Origin of the sequence: Pseudoalteromonas sp. S1612 (assembly GCF_005887175.1) — a bacterium.
GTDB lineage: Bacteria > Pseudomonadota > Gammaproteobacteria > Enterobacterales > Alteromonadaceae > Pseudoalteromonas > Pseudoalteromonas undina.
Window position 1 is genome coordinate 13181 of sequence record NZ_PNDH01000034.1, and the last position, 20101, is coordinate 33281.

The 20101-nt window shown below is 40.8% G+C and carries 19 protein-coding genes; 10 read left to right on the forward strand and 9 right to left on the reverse strand.

Annotation, left to right across the window (positions count from 1 at the left end; translation table 11 throughout):
- Position 1: 1 nt before the first annotated feature.
- Positions 2–904: a DUF808 domain-containing protein gene (locus tag CWB78_RS12910; RefSeq protein WP_055013105.1), complete on the reverse strand. Its 903-nt coding sequence runs from the start codon at positions 902–904 to the stop codon at positions 2–4.
- Positions 905–1021: 117 nt separating this feature from the next.
- Here CWB78_RS12910 and CWB78_RS12915 point away from each other — a divergent pair, with 117 nt between their 5' ends.
- The 5 genes from CWB78_RS12915 to CWB78_RS12935 all read left to right on the forward strand — a co-directional run bounded on the left by CWB78_RS12915 (position 1022) and on the right by CWB78_RS12935 (position 6318).
- Positions 1022–1300: an MliC family protein gene (locus CWB78_RS12915; protein ID WP_138595952.1), complete on the forward strand. Its 279-nt coding sequence runs from the start codon at positions 1022–1024 to the stop codon at positions 1298–1300.
- Positions 1301–1367: 67 nt separating this feature from the next.
- Positions 1368–3398 (forward strand): methyl-accepting chemotaxis protein, encoded by a 2031-nt coding sequence (locus tag CWB78_RS12920; RefSeq protein WP_138595954.1) that lies wholly within the window; start codon positions 1368–1370, stop codon positions 3396–3398.
- 71 nt (positions 3399–3469) lie between these two features.
- Positions 3470–4936 (forward strand): 4-hydroxy-3-polyprenylbenzoate decarboxylase, encoded by a 1467-nt coding sequence (gene ubiD / locus CWB78_RS12925; RefSeq protein ID WP_010392659.1) that lies wholly within the window; start codon positions 3470–3472, stop codon positions 4934–4936.
- 95 nt (positions 4937–5031) lie between these two features.
- Complete coding sequence (gene fre / locus CWB78_RS12930) at positions 5032–5745, forward strand: NAD(P)H-flavin reductase (protein WP_138595956.1); 714 nt, start codon at positions 5032–5034, stop codon at positions 5743–5745.
- A gap of 159 nt (positions 5746–5904) precedes the next feature.
- A complete protein-coding gene (locus tag CWB78_RS12935) occupies positions 5905–6318 on the forward strand; it encodes a CBS domain-containing protein (protein WP_055013101.1) in 414 nt (137 codons plus the stop codon).
- A gap of 66 nt (positions 6319–6384) precedes the next feature.
- Here CWB78_RS12935 and add read toward each other — a convergent pair whose 3' ends face one another.
- The 8 genes from add to cyaY form a co-directional block, all read right to left on the reverse strand.
- Positions 6385–7386 (reverse strand): adenosine deaminase, encoded by a 1002-nt coding sequence (gene add, locus CWB78_RS12940; RefSeq protein ID WP_138595958.1) that lies wholly within the window; start codon positions 7384–7386, stop codon positions 6385–6387.
- Between the two features lie 119 nt (positions 7387–7505).
- Positions 7506–10172, reverse strand: a complete 2667-nt coding sequence (locus CWB78_RS12945; RefSeq protein ID WP_138595960.1) for an ATP-binding protein — start codon at positions 10170–10172, stop codon at positions 7506–7508.
- A 46-nt stretch (positions 10173–10218) separates the two neighbouring features.
- On the reverse strand, positions 10219–11328 hold the full coding sequence (locus CWB78_RS12950) for a heme biosynthesis HemY N-terminal domain-containing protein (protein ID WP_138595962.1): 1110 nt from the start codon (positions 11326–11328) through the stop codon (positions 10219–10221).
- A complete protein-coding gene (locus tag CWB78_RS12955) occupies positions 11325–13163 on the reverse strand; it encodes a uroporphyrinogen-III synthase (protein ID WP_138595964.1) in 1839 nt (612 codons plus the stop codon). Before CWB78_RS12955 ends, CWB78_RS12950 begins: the two co-directional genes overlap by 4 nt.
- Positions 13163–14101: a hydroxymethylbilane synthase gene (hemC, locus tag CWB78_RS12960; RefSeq protein ID WP_138595966.1), complete on the reverse strand. Its 939-nt coding sequence runs from the start codon at positions 14099–14101 to the stop codon at positions 13163–13165. The genes CWB78_RS12955 and hemC overlap by 1 nt, the downstream gene beginning before the upstream one ends.
- 59 nt (positions 14102–14160) lie before the next feature.
- Positions 14161–15066 (reverse strand): DUF2914 domain-containing protein, encoded by a 906-nt coding sequence (locus tag CWB78_RS12965; protein WP_138595968.1) that lies wholly within the window; start codon positions 15064–15066, stop codon positions 14161–14163.
- Between the two features lie 23 nt (positions 15067–15089).
- Positions 15090–15746, reverse strand: a complete 657-nt coding sequence (locus CWB78_RS12970; protein ID WP_138596016.1) for an alpha/beta hydrolase — start codon at positions 15744–15746, stop codon at positions 15090–15092.
- Positions 15743–16066: an iron donor protein CyaY gene (gene cyaY / locus CWB78_RS12975; protein WP_008109036.1), complete on the reverse strand. Its 324-nt coding sequence runs from the start codon at positions 16064–16066 to the stop codon at positions 15743–15745. Before cyaY ends, CWB78_RS12970 begins: the two co-directional genes overlap by 4 nt.
- 148 nt (positions 16067–16214) lie before the next feature.
- Between cyaY and lptM the strand changes: the two genes are divergently transcribed.
- The 5 genes from lptM (at position 16215) to CWB78_RS13000 (ending at position 20092) form a co-directional block, all read left to right on the forward strand.
- On the forward strand, positions 16215–16394 hold the full coding sequence (gene lptM, locus CWB78_RS12980) for an LPS translocon maturation chaperone LptM (RefSeq protein ID WP_054202877.1): 180 nt from the start codon (positions 16215–16217) through the stop codon (positions 16392–16394).
- A complete protein-coding gene (gene lysA / locus CWB78_RS12985; protein WP_054202878.1) occupies positions 16395–17648 on the forward strand; it encodes a diaminopimelate decarboxylase in 1254 nt (417 codons plus the stop codon).
- 64 nt (positions 17649–17712) lie between these two features.
- A complete protein-coding gene (dapF, locus tag CWB78_RS12990) occupies positions 17713–18543 on the forward strand; it encodes a diaminopimelate epimerase (protein WP_008109029.1) in 831 nt (276 codons plus the stop codon).
- Positions 18540–19151: a DUF484 family protein gene (locus tag CWB78_RS12995; RefSeq protein ID WP_010392634.1), complete on the forward strand. Its 612-nt coding sequence runs from the start codon at positions 18540–18542 to the stop codon at positions 19149–19151. Before dapF ends, CWB78_RS12995 begins: the two co-directional genes overlap by 4 nt.
- The gene (locus tag CWB78_RS13000) at positions 19148–20092 is read left to right on the forward strand and encodes a tyrosine recombinase XerC (protein ID WP_138595970.1); all 945 of its coding nucleotides are present in this window, start codon (positions 19148–19150) and stop codon (positions 20090–20092) included. Before CWB78_RS12995 ends, CWB78_RS13000 begins: the two co-directional genes overlap by 4 nt.
- Positions 20093–20101 lie beyond the last annotated feature (9 nt).

A 20101-nucleotide genomic window follows, 5' to 3' on the forward strand; every position in this document is an offset into this window, starting at 1 on the left:
GCTACTTATTTGCTTTAAATAACTTAGTATAAGCGACATGCGCAATCACAAGAACCAAACCAGCACCTATTCCTAACAGTCCGTCAAATACTAAAGGGGCTAGTATTTCTCCTGTGCTACCAGCAACCGACTGCGCATAATGAGTTACATCCACTTGGGTATGATGCAAAAGCTCAATTGCGTGTACTAAAATTCCACCACCCACTAAAAACATTGCCACTGTGCCCGCAAAGGCTAAAAACTGCATTAACCGTGGGGCTGCAGCTAATAAGGCTTTACCGAGTAATTCTTTAAACTTACTTGCGGAGAGTTTGGATTGATTAAGTAAATATAAGCCCGCATCATCAAGCTTTACAATCCCTGCTACCAGTCCATAAACACCAATTGTCATAATGATGGCAATCACACTCAATACCAGCGCCTGGTTCATTAATGTCGCCCCTGCGACCGTGCCTAATGTAATAACAATAATTTCGGCGGAAAGAATAAAATCAGTACGAATGGCGCCTTTAACTTTTTGTTTTTCATACTCTGCCAGGTCTAAATTTTCAGCACCTTCTGTCGCTTCTGCATGATGAGATAAAAATATTTTTTCTGCGCCTTCAAAACATAAAAATAAGCCACCTATCATTAAAAGTGGAGTAATTAGCCAAGGCAACCACACACTAATTAATAACGCAGCAGGGACTAATATGGCTTTATTTAAAAACGACCCCTTTGCCACTGCCCATACAACGGGCAGCTCCCTATCAGCAGTAACCCCAGTAACTTGCTGAGCATTAAGTGCCAAATCATCACCAAGTACTCCGGCTGTTTTCTTTGTCGCAACTTTACTCATGGTCGCAATATCATCCAGCAAAGTCGTTATATCATCCAGTAATGTTAAAAGGTTGGTGCCAGCCATGAAATTTCCTAACTAAAAATAAGATCTTAAACATAACGTAAAGCTATATTTTCACCAACGGTTAATTTAGCTTTGTTAAGCTCTTAATTAAACAAGGGACTCAATAAGGCACAGCCAATGAAACACGCTATCGTTATTATTGCTCTAATAGCTTTGACTGCATGCAATAAGCAGCCAGTTACAAATAACTATGTTTGCGATAACGTACCTGCAAAACTTGATATTATTAGCAACAAGCAAGCAAAGCTGAGCTTTTATGATCATGATTACATATTGAATCATGAGGTGAGTGCTTCAGGCAGTAAATACATTAATCAAGAGGTGTTATTTTGGAGTAAAGGAGAGCAAGCAATGCTAATAATTAACGGCAAAAAATACCAATGCAGCAGCAATTAACCAATAACTAACATCAAATTAAAAAACTTGCTACACTAACAAAAGTCTTAATATTGTTGATAAAGTTATGCAATCTCTCGCTATAAAACATAAAATAATTTTAGCCTTTTCAGCCATTGGCTTGTTAATGCTTACTAGCTGCATATTTTTTTACTGGTCGCTAAATCAAATTAGTATCACTAACACACGTATAGAAGCGTTGGCAGTGCCTGTACAACAAGCCAGTAAAGACCTTCGTTTATCACTCCTTTCTATCACTAAATTTAATGCCATTGCTTATAGCCAAACTAAACTTAATTTACTGCTGGAAAATAAAAAGCAGGCACACGCTGAACAAACGCAGTTTTTTAGTAAATTAGAAACACTAAAAGCACAAGTTGCCCAGCAGCAAGGTATGCAAACACTTCTTACAGCTATTAACAAAGACTTCGCCCAGCTAAATACAATAAGCAACCAAATGCTTGCAGCAAAAGAGCAACGATTTAAGGCGCAAAGCTCAGCCGCAGCACTAACAATTACGTTTAATGAACAGATTCGTGAACTCAGTAACCGCTTGCTTGATATAGAGCTCATAAACGTTGAGAGCAACCAGCAACCACTTTTGAATGCAGTATTTGGCACTGCGACTCGTGTTGATGATTTATTATTTACTTTAAATAATAATGTCAAAGGGATTGGGCAAATAACAACTTCAGAAAATATAAACGATCATCAGCAAGATACCTCTTTTTTACTCGATAATATTAAATCTAATCTTAGCTACTTAGAGCAACAAGCCGCCCCAATTGCTAATAAACTCAACGCTAATGAGCTAATTACAGCGTTTAACGATTTAAGCAGCTTATTAAATAATCCTGATGGGCTGTATGCATTGCAAAATGCTGTGCTCAATAATAAAGATAAAGTTGATCAGCGGTTTGAAAGCTTTCAACAGGCATTTATTAGTATTGAAAGTCAACTGATTGAGCTTAACAAACTGGCTGACATACGCTTTAACTCCCTACAAGAGAGCGCTAAGTCAGCGATTAATACCGGCTCTAGTTTAGTGATTATTATTGCGTTTGTTTTAATTGCTTTGCTGATTATTATTTCAGTTTTTACGACTAACGCTATGCTAAAACCGCTTAAAAAGGTAAACAAAGAACTTGCTCACATAGCCTCAGGTGACTTTTCTAAGCGTAGCAATCCCCGCAGTAAAGATGAATTTGGTACTCTGATGCATAACACTAATAAGCTTTGTGATGATTTAACTCACTTAATAAAAGCCATTAGTAACGATGCTTACGAACTAGATAATTCAGCTATTCAAACCAGCGAAAAAGGCCAGCAAATGACCATTGTTGCTAAGCAACAGCTGGAACGTAGTGCACAAGCAACCTCATTAGCACAGCAAATGTTGCAAAGTTCTCAAGCCGTACACGAACAAGCGCAAAGCACCTCTAATGAAATTACTAATGCCTCGCAATTTGCCAATGACGTTAACGACATTGCAAATAATAATAGCCAAAGCATTGAAGCACTTTTAAGCCGCTTAGATAGAGCAGTAAGCAGTACAGAAGAACTAGCTCAATATACGCAACTAATTGGTGCCATTGTCGATACCATTAGCAGTATTGCAGAGCAAACTAACTTACTGGCACTTAATGCCGCAATTGAAGCGGCACGTGCTGGTGAACATGGTCGAGGTTTTGCCGTAGTAGCCGATGAAGTACGCTCGCTTGCAGCCCGCACACAAAGTTCTACAAGCGAAATTACCACCATGATTAACACTCTACAGCAGCATACTCAAACCACTCAAACTGAAATAAATGATGGGCAACAACAGGCTAAGCATTGCGTTGAAAACAGTACTGAACTAAATAGTGCTGTTGAGCGTATTAAGAGCACGCTGGTATCGGTTAATGCTATGAGTAAAGAGATTGCGAGTGCCTCACATGAACAACTGGCAAACAGCACCGATATTCAACAAATAATGGCTAAGGTAACCGAGCAGGCTACCTTAAATGCCAACAATGCAACGACCCTAGCAAGCGAAAGTGAAGACGTTAACCAACTTGCACACTCGTTAAAAGGTGCAGTAGAGCGCTTTAAGTTTTAAGCGCAGCTAATGACTTGGCTTGTATGAACTGGGTATAATACTTTTAACTTTTTGCTAAGTAACGGCCCACAATGAAATACAAAGATCTGCGCGATTTTATCGATTTACTTGAGAAACGAGGCGAGTTAAAACGCATCAGCCAAGAAATCGACCCGTATCTTGAGATGACCGAAATTGCTGACCGCACACTGCGTGCCGAAGGCCCTGCTTTATTATTTGAAAACCCTAAAGGGTACGACATTCCCGTTTTAGCTAACTTGTTTGGTACCCCAAAGCGTGTAGCTATGGGTATGGGCCAAGAAGATGTGAGTGAATTACGTGAAGTAGGAAAATTACTCGCATTTCTAAAAGAGCCTGAGCCGCCAAAAGGCATTAAAGAAGCGCTCGGACAAATTCCGGTATTCAAGCAAGTACTTAATATGCCGGCTAAAGAAGTTAAAAAAGCCCCCTGCCAACAAGTTATTTTACAAGGTGACGACGTTGACTTAACTAAGTTTCCTATTCAGCACTGCTGGCCTGGCGATGCTGCACCTTTGATTACTTGGGGTTTAACCGTTACCAAAGGACCTCACAAAAAGCGCCAAAATTTAGGGATTTATCGTCAACAGCTATTGGGTAAAAATAAAATCATTATGCGTTGGTTATCTCATCGCGGTGGCGCGCTTGATTTTCAAGAGTGGTGTAAAGAACACCCTGGTCAGCCCTACCCTGTTTCGGTGGCATTAGGTGCAGATCCTGCGACTATTTTAGGTGCTGTTACCCCCGTTCCAGATACGTTAAGCGAATATGCCTTTGCAGGTTTACTACGTGGTAGTAAAACTGAAGTAGTTAAGTCAATCTCGAATGATTTACAAGTACCAGCCAGTGCAGAAATCGTACTTGAAGGGCATATTATGCCTGGAGAGATGGCGCCGGAAGGTCCATATGGCGACCACACAGGATACTACAACGAAGTCGACGACTTCCCAGTTATGACGGTCACTCATATTACACATCGTAAAGACCCTATTTACCATAGTACTTTTACTGGCCGTCCGCCGGATGAGCCTGCGATTTTAGGGGTGGCATTAAACGAAGTATTCGTACCAATCTTACAAAAGCAATTTCCAGAAATTGTCGATTTTTATTTACCGCCAGAAGGTTGTTCGTACCGTATGGCCGTGGTGACAATGAAAAAACAATATCCAGGTCACGCCAAGCGCGTAATGATGGGGGTTTGGTCATTCCTACGACAATTTATGTACACTAAGTTTGTTATTGTCTGTGATGATGATATTAACGCTAGAGATTGGAACGATGTAATTTGGGCTATCACTACTCGTATGGACCCTGCGCGCGACACGACGTTAATTGAAAACACGCCAATTGATTATTTAGATTTTGCATCGCCCGTATCTGGCCTAGGTTCAAAAATGGGTATGGATGCAACAAATAAATGGCCTGGCGAAACAACCCGTGAATGGGGCGAACCTATTGTAATGGATCAAGCCACTAAGGATCGAGTTGATGAGCTTTGGGATAGCTTAGATATTCTTTAACGACTTTGGTCTAGGGCCTCTAGGCTATAAACTCACCCTGCGGATATGCTATTATTGCTCAAATAAAGTGCGTATCCGCTAATTTAAGGTAAAACATGCAAACATTACTCGCTGAAGTTGTTTCTATCAGCCCACTAACAGAATTTGTTCATAAAGTTATTTTAAAGCCGCAACAGCCTGTAGCATTTGAAGCTGGTCAATATTTACAGTTGGTTTTAGGTGAAAAAGATAAACGTGCGTTTTCAATCGCGAGTCGCCCCTCACAAACTGATGCATTAGAATTACACATTGGCGCATCAAACGCAGACTCTTACGCGATGCAATCATTAGAACACCTTCGTAGTGCCCACAACGAGAACCAAACCGTAACTATTGAAGCAGGTTTAGGTATTTCTCAGCTGCGTTTGCAGTGCGAGCGTCCAATTATTTTACTCGCCGGCGGTACTGGTTTTTCTTACGCAAAGTCAATGGCCGAGCATTTAGCTGAAATCAACTGTGAGCGCCCGGTGCTATTTTACTGGGGAGTAAAAGAAGAGTCGGCGCTATATGCACATACCGAAATGCAAGCATGGGCAGATAACCGTGAAAACTTTAAATTTATTCCTGTCGTAGAGCATCCTACCGACAGCTGGACTGGCCACACTGGTTATGTTCATAAAGCGGTGATGAACGATATCATCTCGTTAGAACCTTACGATATTTACATGGCAGGTCGTTTTGACATGATTGGCATAGTACGTGATGATTTTATAAATCATGGCGCCACTCGTGAAAACATGTACGCAGATGCATTCGCGTTTATAAAGTAACATTAACGCATTATTTTAAGGCACCTTAGGGTGCCTTAATTGTTTTAATTGCTAGCACTGTGATTGTTATTACCTATTAAGCTCATCAACATAAACAATTTCCTAAAATCCAATCTATAAACCATACTTTGTACAGAACATTAAGCGGGAGAAACCTAAATGTTAAATACAAAAGTAAAAGATTTTATGCAACATAAGTTGCCTCATATCACCCCTAATACAGAAATGACCACTGCCATAGCAGAGCTAGAAAAATTTAAACTACTAGGCGCGCCGGTATTTGATGATAATAAGGTGCTCGTTGGCTTTATCTCAGAGCAAGAATTACTTAAACCCTTAATGCAAAGTAGTTATTTTTGTGATGGTATGGTTAAAGTATCGCAGTTGATGCAAACAGATGTGGTAACCGTGAACGGCGATACCAATATTATGGAATTAGCAGAACAAATGAAGCCTGGTAAGCCTAAAAATTACCCCGTGATCGATGGCGGTGTAGTGGTAGGTATGATCAGCCGTGCCGATATATTAAAAGCACTTTATAATAATTACGTTAGTTGTAATGCGCACATATAAAAAAATGCCACTGTAAACAGTGGCATTTTTAATTATATAACCTGAACTCTGGATAATATAAGCAACTTAACGCTGTGCGACTTTAGCTTTAAGTGCGCTTTTATCAGCGTCACTTAAATAGGCAATTTCAAGCGCATTCACTTGCGCTTTTTCCATATCGGCTTGTGACAAACCTGCTTTTGGTGCTGCCACTGCGTACTCGTACTCAATTTCAATGCCTTCAACAGCTGGGTCATCCGTGTTAAGACAAGCTAAAATACCATGATCTAAAAACTGCTTAAGTGGGTGTTTGGTTAAATCATTCACTGTACTGGTTTGAATATTACTGGTTAAGCACGATTCAATACCAATACGGTTATCGCGTAAATAATCCATTAGTTTTGGATCTTCAATCGCTTTAACACCATGGCCTATTCTGCTTGCGCCAAGCTCGTTTAATGCTTGCCAAATACTTGGAGCACCTAACGCTTCACCAGCATGCACAGTAACAGCCAAATATGCATCACGTACTTGCTTAAAATGATCAACAAACAACTCGCCAGGATAACCAATTTCATCACCGGCCAAATCCACTGCAACCAAATCATTTTTAAAGGCAAGTAACGCGTCCAACTCGTGCTGACAGGTTTTAACTCCGTATGTACGAGACAAAATACCAATTAAGTTTGCTTTTATATCAGTATCTTTTATTGCACTTCGGATACCATCAACCACTGCTTCAACAACGCCTTGAGGGTGTAACCCTTGGCTTTGAGCCATATAATAAGGACTAAAACGCAGCTCTACATAATCAAGACCCTGCGCTTGCGCATCTTCAATGTTTTCTATCGCAATACGTCTACAGGCATCGTAATCGCCTAATACCGTCACTCCCCAATCAAGCTTTTGTAAAAATGCCATTAAGTTTGGCTCAGGATCAATAACCTGAACATGAGGAATAAGTGCTTCAACATTGTCCGCTGGTAAAGCGATATTAAACTGACGACCAAGTTCTAGTATGGTTTGCGCGCGTACATTACCATCTAAATGACGGTGAATATCTAGCAAAGGTATTTTTCTATTGATCATAATAGCTACTCGGTTGAATTAAAATTGCGCGAATGATACGCAGGTACAGTAATATTTCAAGTGTAGAATACTTAAAATAGCGCTTGGAGGTCTTATGTCTGCTTTTTATATAAAAAGAGTTAACGTGATAAATAAAACCAAATCATTTTAAACAGTGCATCTGCATCAATCGGTTTTGTTATATAGTTATCCATCCCCACGTTAATCGCTTTTTTAGCATCTTCTTCGTGCGCATTAGCAGATAGGCCAATAATAGGTAAATCTAAAAACCCTAATTCATTACGAATCACTTTCGTTGCCTTTAAGCCATCCATTTGTGGCATTTGAATATCCATTAATACTAAGTCGTATCTTTTATCGCTTAGCATTTTAATCGCTTCAAGTCCGTTATTAGCAATATCAACAACACCCTGCTTGGTTTCTAAAATAGCGGTAGCCACATGTTGATTTAATGGGTTATCTTCAACGAGTAGTAAGCGATACTTCGCCAGTGATAGGTTGCTTATATCTATTTTATCTAACTTACCTGAATAATATTGTGCTTTAGGTAACGGAGAATGAAGCGGTAAACTAAAGGTAAAAGTAGAGCCGTGACCTTCACTACTTTTTAAATCAATTGCTCCTCCCATCAGTTCCACTAATTTTTTACAAATACTTAAACCAAGCCCTGTGCCACCAAACTGGCGTGAGGTTGAACTATCAGCCTGAGAGAATGGGTTAAATAGCTGTTTTTGTGCCTCCTCACTAATTCCAATCCCCGTATCATTGACACTAAAATAAGTCATTTTTGCTGACTGCCAAATCTTTAATGTTACACTGCCCTTAGCAGTAAACTTAACGGCATTATTTAATAAGTTCAGCAGCACCTGCTTTAAACGAATAGGATCGGTATTAACAACTAAAGGAGCATCATGATCAACCTCAACTTGCAGTGACAAAGGCTTATTACTGACCTCAAACTGCATTAAACTCATAACTTCTTTTGCTAGAGACTTTAGCTCCACAGGTTCCTGCACTAACTCAAGTTTACCCGCCTCCATTTTTGAAAAATCGAGCACATCATTAAGCACTCTCAATAATACGCTGACCGCACCATCAGCTTGCTCTATGTAAGATTTTGCTAGTGGCCAGTCCCGCTGTTGCAGTGCTAAGTAATGCATGCCTTTAATACCATTAATTGGGGTCCGAATTTCGTGGCTCATATTGGCTAAAAACTGACTTTTTATCTCACTGGCTTTATCGGCTTTTTGCTTTTCCTGACGCAAAGTCAGCGTTTGCTTTGCCACTTGTTCGCGTATACGAACATTGGTGGCGACCACTGAAATTAAAAACATAATCAATAGCCAAACAAATAACATTCCCACTATCTGTGCTAACCAATAAATAAGCCAAGTTGACTCCTTCTTAGGTTGGTATATTTCTACCTGCCATAACCGATGCCCAATTAACAACTGATAATCTTTTAGCAACGTCATTGAGTCATGCTCAACGCTATAAAGAGTCTGTTTATTATCTACTTTATTTATATCAGTAAAGCTAATCGCGACTTCGCCACTACTATCAAATGAAAGTACCTGCGACAACTTAGCTAAGTTAACGAGTGCAATCACAAATCCTTTGAAATCCCCTTCAATATCAGGAGCACCAAATACAGGAGAAATAAAAAGCACGCTTAATTCATCATCTGTAGGGGCTAACTTAAATGGTTTACTCAGTACCAACTCATTAAGAATTTTTGCTTTATTAAGGGCATCGCGAATATCTATATCAGAGCTCAAATCGAAGCCCAACAAATCTTGCGTGTTCTTTATAGGATAAATGTATTTTATGGGGTAATAAGTATTGCTAAAGGGTGCTTGTTGCCACTGTCCATTCGCCATTCTTTGCTTTATAACGATACTTTTGTCCCATTGGGCAGGTTCATTAATAGACTTGGCAGTAATCATTGGTACCCAATTTAACGCTAAAATCTCTTCACTATAGCTCAACTGCTTAGAGGTGAAATGATTAAACTCATCAAGGCTAACTTGATCACTACTTGCTAAAAATGCACCTAACAAAGATAGATGAGCAGCCACTTCATCTAACTTCTGATTAATGGCACTTTGCGTCATCAGTACTTTGGCGTCTTGTTTTTGAAGGTCTTTTTGTTTTTTTACACTGGCCGCGCCATAAAAACTAATACTGATAATGGCGTAAATAAGTAACGCAGGTAAAATAACTTGCAGCCGATGACGCAACTGCGAATAGTTAAATATGGCCAGTACTAAAGGGGTAAAAATCAGCACCCCAATTGAGTCACCTATCCACCAAGTAATAAAGGTACTGATGACATCAGATGTGCTAATAAAATGATTTAAAACAAGTAGACTAGTTCCTGCTCCAGCAGCTATGACACAACATAGCGGCCCACCAATCACCAAGCTTTGAATACTAAGTTTTAAAGAAGATAAATTAAGGGGAGCTTTAATGACTTTGGTAATAAGAAATGCACCAAGCCAAGCCTGAAAAAATATAGCGCAACTAACCCCGAGGGATTGGATTAATATTTGCCAATTTAAGATATCAGCGGAGTTATCTAAGTGAATTAAATTAACAAAAACCGCACCGGCAAAAATGCCAGCATAAGCGCGACGCCCCCATAGTAAAAAGCTTGCCAGCGCAATACCAGCCGGAGGCCAAGAGGCAACCGCATAACCGTTAACGGCGAATAAAAAGTTACTTAGATAACCACTAAAGAAATAAGCGCATGCGAGGCTAAAAGATAATGTAAATACATTTTTCACAACCGTCGCTCCTGCGCTTTTATTATTGATTTATAACTATAATTGATTATTGGTAGAGTACAAGTGCCTTATCTAATTGTGCACTGTGCTCATAACTTAATATCGCTTGTTGTCGATACTGTGCTTTATTTTCGCTATTGAGTGCTTTATCAAAAACACGTGCTGCTAAGTCGTAATCACCTTGTGCATTGGCTAAACACGCTAACGCTAATAGTAACGCATTATTATGCTCATCTTTTTTTAGTCGCTCTTGAATACTTGATTGCAGCTTATAAGCATTACTTGGTGCAGCTTCACTTAAAATATAAGCCAGTTGATCATGCTGCTTATTGTGCTTGAGTAATTTAATTAGCTCATTTTCGATACTTGCTAGCTGCCCTGTTTTGGCCATTTGGGTTAAATAAGCCGTGTGCGCATGCGCCTGCAACTTTTTACCTAAATGTTGATACTTAGCGGTTAACTCATCACTTGCTTGCGCAGCAAAATAAGCTAAAAACACTTGCTGCCACTGGGTATCATTCAAGGCGTTTTTACGTAACAAACGCGGTAAAAAGTCTTCAAGCAATTTAAAATGCTGTTGTTGCACCAACACTTCAGTGTACAGTTTAAGCTCAAGTACCGTGGCTTTTTTAGATTCAGCAGCCACTCGTATTTGCGGTTCAATAACACTGCTGTCGCCACTGGCTAACCACAGTTTAGCCACTTTTAGTTGCTGCTCTGGGCTGATTTCAAATAAACGCTCAAGCGCTTTATCAGGCTGATTATTTGCCAGCGCAGCTTTTGCTAATAATGCTAAACGTATATCGGAAAATTTAGCAGGCACACTATTGCTTGAAAGCGCACTTTCTACTTGCTCGTAATCATCATTAATGAGGCTCCACAATGCTTGCTCTATAGCCGCATGTTTACGCTCTTGGCTTCGCGCAAAAAAGCCATGCTTAGTGTTTCTGTATATAGATAAACAATAACGCACTAGCTTGTAAGTTAAATATAAAGCTGCTGCGCTCAGTGCTGCCATAATACAAAACGAAACAATTGTGCCCTCTATGGTGGTATTGTTAAATGAAATCAGCACGTAGCCTTTTTCATCTAACACAAAGGGGGTAATCGCTAGCACCAACACAATAGCGACAATAAAAATAATCAGCCCTATCATTGTGCCCACTCCTTCACTTTTTGAGTGCTTTGCAGTGTCACTTCAGGATTAAAGTTAAGCGATTCTTTTTCAAGATTGGCTAACGTCTGTATTACCACTTTTGTTGCATCGTCATCTTGTTTAAAGTATTCATTAACCAAACGTTTTGTATCATTCAAAGCGTTAAAATAAATACTAGCTTGTTTACCCATTAATGCGTCTTGCGCCTGAGTAATATTAAGCTTGATGCGCTGGGTAATTAAATGACGCTCTCGGTCAGTTAATAGTGGCTCAATTAACACGCCTTCATGATGGCGAATAGTAATAAAGCTATCGACTATTTTATTCCAACTATTAAGAATATTTTGTTGCCAATCACTAACATCTTCAGAGAGTACATTCTCATCACTTATACTCGCCTCTTCAGGCAAATTAACCGCATTAAATACCAAGTCATCAATACGCTTTATTACGCTGTTTAATTGTAAATAAATCGCTTCTGTCGCAACGGGTTTAATATTGTCGAGTGTTTGTATGTCTTGTGTAATTGCTTGACGCAACTCAAGCGTACCAGAATGGTCGCTTAACAATGAATCTAAACGTTTAAGCACGGCACTGGTGCCTGGGTAATCTTGTTCTGCCCACAGTTTAAATTCAGCCATGCGTTGCAAGCTGGTGACCTCTTGTGGATTTAATGTATTACCACTTTGTTGCACCTTTTGCAGCGCGGCTTTTAATGCTTGTTGATTTTTTACAGAGTTTTCATTGAGCGCCATAGCGATTTGTTCTTCGCTATTAAGCAACGCTTGCTGCAAGCTAAGCTGCTCAGATTTAAGCGCTTGCAGCTCTTGTTGGAGCATTTTATTTTGTTCTGTCAGCGTATTAACTGCTAAATTTTGCACTTTACTGGCATTAAGCTTTTGATAAAACTCATAACCCACACCGCTGGCAACAAGCAAGGAAATCACTAACGCAACGCTACCTACTTTACTTACTTTTTGAGGAGTGCTCTGCGTTTGGTTATTCGCATTTACAGAGTCACTTTTAGTCGTATTAGAGGTGTTTTTTGCTGTTGGCTGCGCTGATTTTTCTACTTTTGACGTCGCTGACTGTTCACTCATTTTGCTACCTTGCTGATTAATGCAGGTAAACATAGCGTGGTCGCTAGCTCCTGCCGCAGTATGTATATGGGTCGAATTTATTTTTTGTTGCTGTAAATAAGTACCTATGCGCTCACTGGCAACGTAAAATTCGCACTGTTGTAACCATGTTAGTTGCGCCGCCGAGATAGTATTAAATATGGCGTCAACTGCAGCATTACTTGTAATGACTATACCGTGTACATTATGGCTTTGCCAGTGGTCTATCCAGTTAGCTGAGCTAGGCTCTACTGGCTCACGTTGATACACCACACAATTATTTAAATAAGCACCACGTTGCTTCAAGGTTTTTGCTATTTCAGGTCGCCCGCCAATACCTTTGACCAACACAATATTACTGCCATCAACATCAGCCAAAGACTTAAGCGCGAGTAATCCCTCAGAGTCATGTTGTTTTGGTAGTGCGGCACGCACACCAAATACTTCATAAATAGTATCAGCTGTTTGTTGCCCAACCCCATAAAACTGTGCTTTGGTATTAATAGCAGGCTTAAGTGCATTTAATGCATGCACCGCATCCTGTGAAACAAAAATAATTTTGTCAGCGTTCACCAGCGGGCTTAATTCAACGTTTGTTGGCGTTAAGTAGGTTATTTTTAAAACTGGATATAAAGACGCTTGATAACCCGCTTGCTCAAGTTGCTCTGCAAGGGCTGCGCCTTTTCCTTCGGGCCGAGTTATCAAGATATGTTTCATTATGCGTCTCGATATACGTCAGCTAGAATTTTATCTGCGCCTTGTGCTAATAATTTTTTAGCCAGCTCTACACCTAACTTTTCAGCATCATCAACGTGACCGCTAATTTCATCGCGTAAAATTTCACTGCCATCAATCGCACCGACCAAACCACGTAAGTGTACTTGGTCACCCTCAACCAATGCATAAGCACCAATTGGCACTTGGCAGCCCCCTTCTAAATGGCGGTTCATTGCACGCTCAGCGTTAACACGAATACGTGTTTCGTTATGCTCAAGCGGCGCTAACAATGCTTTCGTCACGGTATCGTCTATCCGACATTCGATGCCTACAGCGCCTTGACCATTAGCAGGTAAAGAGACTTCTGGTTCAATAAAGTCACGAATACGCTCGCCCATTTCTAAACGAATTAGGCCTGCTGCTGCGAGTATAATGGCATCATATTGGCCGCTATCAAGCTTAGCTAAACGTGTATTAACATTGCCGCGTAAATCTCGAATTTCTAAATCCGGACGCATCGCTCTAATTTGACATTGACGACGTAAACTTGAAGTCCCCACAATAGCACTTTGTGGTAGCGCATCAATATTGGCAAAGTTATTTGATACAAACGCATCACGCGGGTCTTCACGCTCACAAATGGTGTGTAACTCTAAATCATCCGGAAACTCTACCGGCACATCTTTCATTGAATGCACTGCAATATCTGCGCGGCCATCTAGCATGGCTTGCTCTAACTCTTTTACAAATAAACCTTTGCCGCCAATTTTAGCTAGCGGTGTATCTAAAATAATGTCACCTTGAGTCGACATTGGCACGAGCTCTACACGCACGTCATCATGAAAATGCTCTAGCTGCGCTTTTACAAATTCAGCCTGCCAGAGTGCCAATGCACTTTTACGAGTGGCAATGCGAACTAACTTTGTTTTATCAGTCATAAAATATCCATTAATAATTACTAGCTTTTAGAATTAAAACTTATTCAATCTAAGGCTATTTAATTTGCTAAAACTCTAAATTCTTTTTGAGCGATGAGCAGCCCGTTTTCATCAACTACATCAACGCGCCAATGCCCTAATTGAGTATCCATAATATTTTTAGTTGAGTACGTTCTGTAACGCGGAGAAGTGACCTTAAGCGCCACTTCAGCCATTATTTCACCTTCAAATAACCACACATGTTTTACCTGCTGTCCCTGTAAGTTTTTAAGCTCACTAAAAAATGACAGCGACTCTTCAAATTGATTCAAACGCACATCGGCGGCAAATACATTGGTTGGCTCACGGTTACTGACACTGCGAGTTAGCACAGCACGGCTAATTGTGGCTGTATCTATTTTGGCTCCCACAGCTACACTAGCAATGTGTGCAGATGCAGCAAATTTCTTTTGCTCAACTGGCTTTGCGCTAACAGTCTCAACTTCAAGGTCTTGAGTGTCTATTGCTGCAATGGTTGCTTCTTCAGGCTCAGCAGTGATCGTTGGCTCTACTTCTTGCTTAATAATACTTTGTTGAACTTCAGGCTCCGATGGTACCTGTTCAGTAATAGAAGCTGGTTTTTGCTCAACTGAGGAAAAGGTTTTAGGGTCTGCAATCGCAACACTGCTTACCTGCTCCTCATCTGCATCTATGGCTTTTTCACTCTCTACTGGTGCTGCATTATCATCGCTTAGCGACACAATTGCTGTTTGTTGCTCAGTAAAATCAAGCTGCTCATTAGGATGCGACGTCCCTTGATCAGCATTCACGGCGCTAGACAGGCCATAAATAACCGCTGCAGAGATCATAATCACCAACATAGAAATACTCACAATCCGACGCCAATGCCACTCATAGCTCACGTTAGGTTCGCTTACCTGTGGTTCACGTTTTACATTTGCTGTTATTACTATTTTTTGACTCATTTTGACCCTCAGCGGCTCCTAAACTAACTTAAGCGAGAAATTAACCATTGGCGCACAGCTTGTAACTCTTGTATACAAACCTGATGCCCCATTGGGTATTCTTGCCAACTTACATCCATGTTATGCGTTGATAATACTTCGAACGCACTTCTACCCGCGCTATGCGGTACAACGTCATCTTGGCTACCATGAGCCATAAATATATTTAACTGTGTTTGTTTTGCTTCATCTGCCAATTTATGTGGCACACACATGTAGGTTGACAGCGCCATTACACCAGCCAGCTTTTGTTCTAAACGCGGTGCTAAATGAAGCGATACAACGCCACCTTGCGAAAAGCCCGCTAAAATAATTTTACTGGCAGGTATGCCGTTAGCAATTTCTTGTGTAATGAGTTGCTCAACTTTTGCAGCTGATTCTCTAACCCCTTGCTCATCGGCACGTTTATCTAAATCCATAGATTTAATGTCGTACCATGAGCGCATTTGCATACCGCCATTAACTGTAACAGCCTGCATAGGCGCGTGCGGAAAAATAAAACGCACTCCTAACTCAGTAGGTAAGTCGAGCTGCGGGGCAACAGGTGCAAAACCATCACCTGAATCACCTAAGCCATGCAGCCAAATCACCGTGGCTTTATGGGCGCTTTGCGCTGGGTATTCTACAAACCCTAAACTCATAGTGTTGATTGCCATTTAATTTCTTGACCCGCTTGGCGTGTAGACGCTTCGTTAATGAAGCTCCAAAACTCTGCACCCGAGCGGTTATCAATCCATTGCCCATCACGCATTTCAAAATGGTGACCATTAAATTTTGTTGCTACCCATACTTGGTGCAAAGGTGCTTGCTTATTAATCACAATCTTACTGCGATCTGGAAAAATAATTTCTAAAATACCTTGAGCCGATTCATAATCTAAATCTGCTTCACAATCATCAACTTGTTCTTCAATAGTGAACATAAGAGCTTCTGCTAACTGGTGATATTCGTGATCAGTCATCGTTAATTTCCTTTGCAGGCGAGGCGCCTAAATAATGGGTGCATGTTTATAGAGCTAGTGTAACAGGAATAAAATCATCCGCGAATAGCTGCATTTTTTAGATATTCTGTTACTCTGCGATTATAAAGCCAGCAACCGTATTAATCTAATGAAAGCGACATATACCTTACAATTAAAACAACTATTAATCAGCACCGTATTGTTGTGTGCATTAGCTGGCTGTGGCCAAAGCGGCCCGCTGTACTTACCCGAGCAGCCTGCTGAACAAAAGCAGCCAACTGACATTCCTAACAAACAAACACCCGCCGAGCAACAACAGGAGCAGTAAATGGATTTTTTTAATTATAAAAACAACCAACTATTTGCTGAAGATGTCAGCGTAGCAACCATTGCACAGCACTATGGTACGCCGTGTTATGTGTATTCCAGAGCCACGTTTGAACGCCATTATTTAGCGTTTGCTAATGCGACTCAAGATCACAAAAGCCTAGTGTGTTATGCCGTTAAAGCAAATTCAAATATTGCGGTGTTAAACATATTGGCACGACTTGGAGCGGGTTTTGATATTGTCTCAAAAGGCGAATTAGCACGGGTGATAAAAGCCGGAGGCGCTGCTAACAAAGTGGTATTTTCTGGGGTTGCTAAAACGGCTGACGAAATTGCTTATGCGTTAGAGTTAGGCATTAAATGTTTTAATGTTGAGTCAATTTCAGAGCTTGAGCGCATTTCAGAAGTGGCCTGCGAGCTTAATTTAGACGCGCCAATTTCTATTCGTGTTAATCCCGATATTGATGCCAAAACACATCCGTATATTTCTACTGGACTTAAAGAAAATAAGTTTGGTATTGGAATCGAGTCTGCATTAAGTGTGTATCAACATGCGGCATCATTACCTGGCTTAACGATTGTTGGCGTAGATTGCCATATTGGCTCACAGCTTACACAAACCAAACCGTTTTTAGAGGCGCTTGATAAACTACTGGCATTAATTGATGAATTAAAAAATGCAGGTATTGAGCTAAGCCATTTAGATATAGGTGGAGGCCTTGGAGTAACCTACGACGACGAACAACCTCCACACCCAAGTGAATATGCAGCACAAGTAACGCAGCGCCTTGCAAATTACCGTCACCTAGAACTGATTTTTGAGCCCGGGCGAGCCATTGCCGCAAACGCGGGGATTTTAGTAACACAAGTTGAGTTTATTAAACAAAACCAAGACAAGTATTTTGCGATTGTAGATGCGGGTATGAACGACATGTTACGCCCATCACTTTATCAAGCATGGCAAAAAATTATTCCTGTATCAGTGCGTGATGACGAAACACCTACCCACAACTATGACGTGGTTGGCCCGGTGTGTGAAACCGGTGACTTTTTAGGTAAAGACCGACCACTGGCACTCAAACAAGGTGATTTGTTAGTACAGCGAAGCGCTGGAGCCTATGGTTTTACCATGAGCTCAAATTATAACTCACGTCCACGAGTTGCCGAAATAATGGTCGATGGTGAGCAACATCACCTTATTCGCGAACGCGAAACTATCGAAAGCTTATACCAAGGTGAGAAAGTTTTACCATAAACGTTTTTGCCAACTAGCTGCTCTGTGGCATGATTAGCACAGAGCAAAACCGAATTAGAGCGCTATGTTAGTTAATTTTTCCAAAATGCACGGCTTAGGTAACGACTTTGTTGTGATTGATAACATTACACAAAACGTTTTTTTATCTCGTGATCAAATCAAAAAGCTGGCCGATCGCCATTTCGGCATTGGGTTTGATCAACTACTGATGGTTGAAGCCCCTTACTCACCCGATCTCGATTTTCACTATCGTATTTTTAACGCTGACGGCCACGAAGTAGAACAATGTGGTAACGGTGCGCGCTGCTTTGCCCGCTTTGTACGCATGAAAGGCTTAACCAATAAACATAAAATCAGCGTGTCGACTAAGTCTGGTAATCTCACCCTGTATATTGAAAAAGACGGTCAAGTAACCGTTAATATGGGTCACCCTAATTTTGAGCCAAATAAAATTCCACTCAAAGCAACCAAACGTGAGCTGACTTATATTATTCGCGCAGAAGAGCATACCGTTTTTAGTGGTGCCGTATCTATGGGTAACCCTCATTGCGTAATGGAAGTAGACGATATAGAAACAGCCCAAGTGGATACCCTAGGCCCGTTGCTTGAAAACCATGAGCGTTTTCCACAACGCGCGAACATTGGCTTTATGCAGGTTATCTCTCAAGAGCACATTAAACTCAGAGTATGGGAGCGTGGTGTAAGCGAAACACTTGCTTGCGGTACCGGCGCGTGTGCTGCCATGGTGATTGGTTTTATCCAAAATAAGCTCACCAGTACAGTACAAGTTGATTTACCCGGTGGTAGCTTACAAGTGCGCTGGAGTGGCGAGGGCCATCCTGTGCGTATGACAGGTCCCGCTGAACATGTATTTGATGGGCAAGTTGCACTATGAGTGAATTAACTAAACAGCAAGTAATAGATTACTTACAACAGCATCCTGATTTTTTAATTGAGCAACCTAAGCTGTTAGCGCAACTTGAGTTACAACAGCAAGTACAGGGTGCTACTTCATTAGTGCATATTCAGCAGCGCCAATTACGCGAGCACAATACACAGCTAAAAAATCAAATAGACAGCATGAGCAAAAATGCGACCCAGAATGAACTGGTTTATCGTTTATTTAGCCAATGTCACCGACAGCTGTGGAGTAATTACGACTTTAATACACTGGCCAGTAACTTACGCAATATTATTTGTATGAGCCCGACTATTAATGAATGCAAACTCGTTAGATACGATAATGCCTTTGAAGAGTTAGTAAAGCATAGACTGTCAGATAGTAATCATTATTTAGGCCGTGTAAATCAGCAAGAACGCGACTTACTCTTCAACAATGATACCCAATCGACCGCACTTTATTTAATTGGTGAGCCGAGTAACCCCTACGCAATTTTGGCTTTTGGCAGCCACGATGAAAACCACTTTGAGCCCTCACAAGATAACTTATTTGTATTAGATTTTGTGCGCTCATTGCAAATACGGTTACTGGAACTGGCATGAGTGATAACGCGCCAAATATAAGCGACTTAAGCGATAGCTGGCGTACACCCATTACATTATTTAGTGATTACTTAAAATTTGAACGTCAATATTCAGCGCACACCGTTAATCAGTATGTCAGCCAATTAGGTTTTGCCGCCTTGTATTTTAATAAACTGTGCGATAATTGGTTTGCGGTACAAAGTGAGCATATTCGTCGTTACAGTATGGCACTGCGGGCAAAACAATTAAGTGGCAGAACAATCAGCTTAAAATTAAGCTGCATACGTAGTTTGTATAAATTTTTAAAAGCAAAAAACATTACTGAGCAAGCGCATTACCATAACCCGGCACAGGGCATAAAAGGCCCTAAATTTGCGCGGCCTTTACCTAAAAACCTTGATGTTGACCAAATGGCTCGTTTACTCGAAATACCCGATGATGATCCACTTGCCATTCGTGATAAAGCGATGATGGAACTGATGTATTCATCAGGTTTACGCATTAGTGAGTTAGTTGGCGCTAACATGCAAGATATAAACACTCGTAGCGGTGAAATATTAGTGCGAGGCAAAGGCGCAAAAGAACGCCTAATACCGGTTGGCTCTAAAGCACTTGAGGCGTTAAACAATTGGCTAGCAGTTCGCCCACTATTTATGGTCTCAGATGAACATGCAGTATTTTTGAGTAGCAAAAAAAGCCGTATTTCTGTACGCCAAGTTCGTTTGCGCATGCAAGAATGGGGAATTAAGCAAGGTATTAGCTCGCAAGTTCATCCGCATAAATTACGCCACTCATTTGCGTCGCATATTTTAGAGTCGTCTGGGGATTTACGAGCAGTGCAAGAATTATTAGGCCACAGTAGTTTATCTGCAACCCAAGTCTATACTCATTTAGATTTTCAGCACTTAGCTAAGGTGTACGATAACACCCACCCACGTGCTAAAAAAAGAACCGATTAGAGCAGCAAC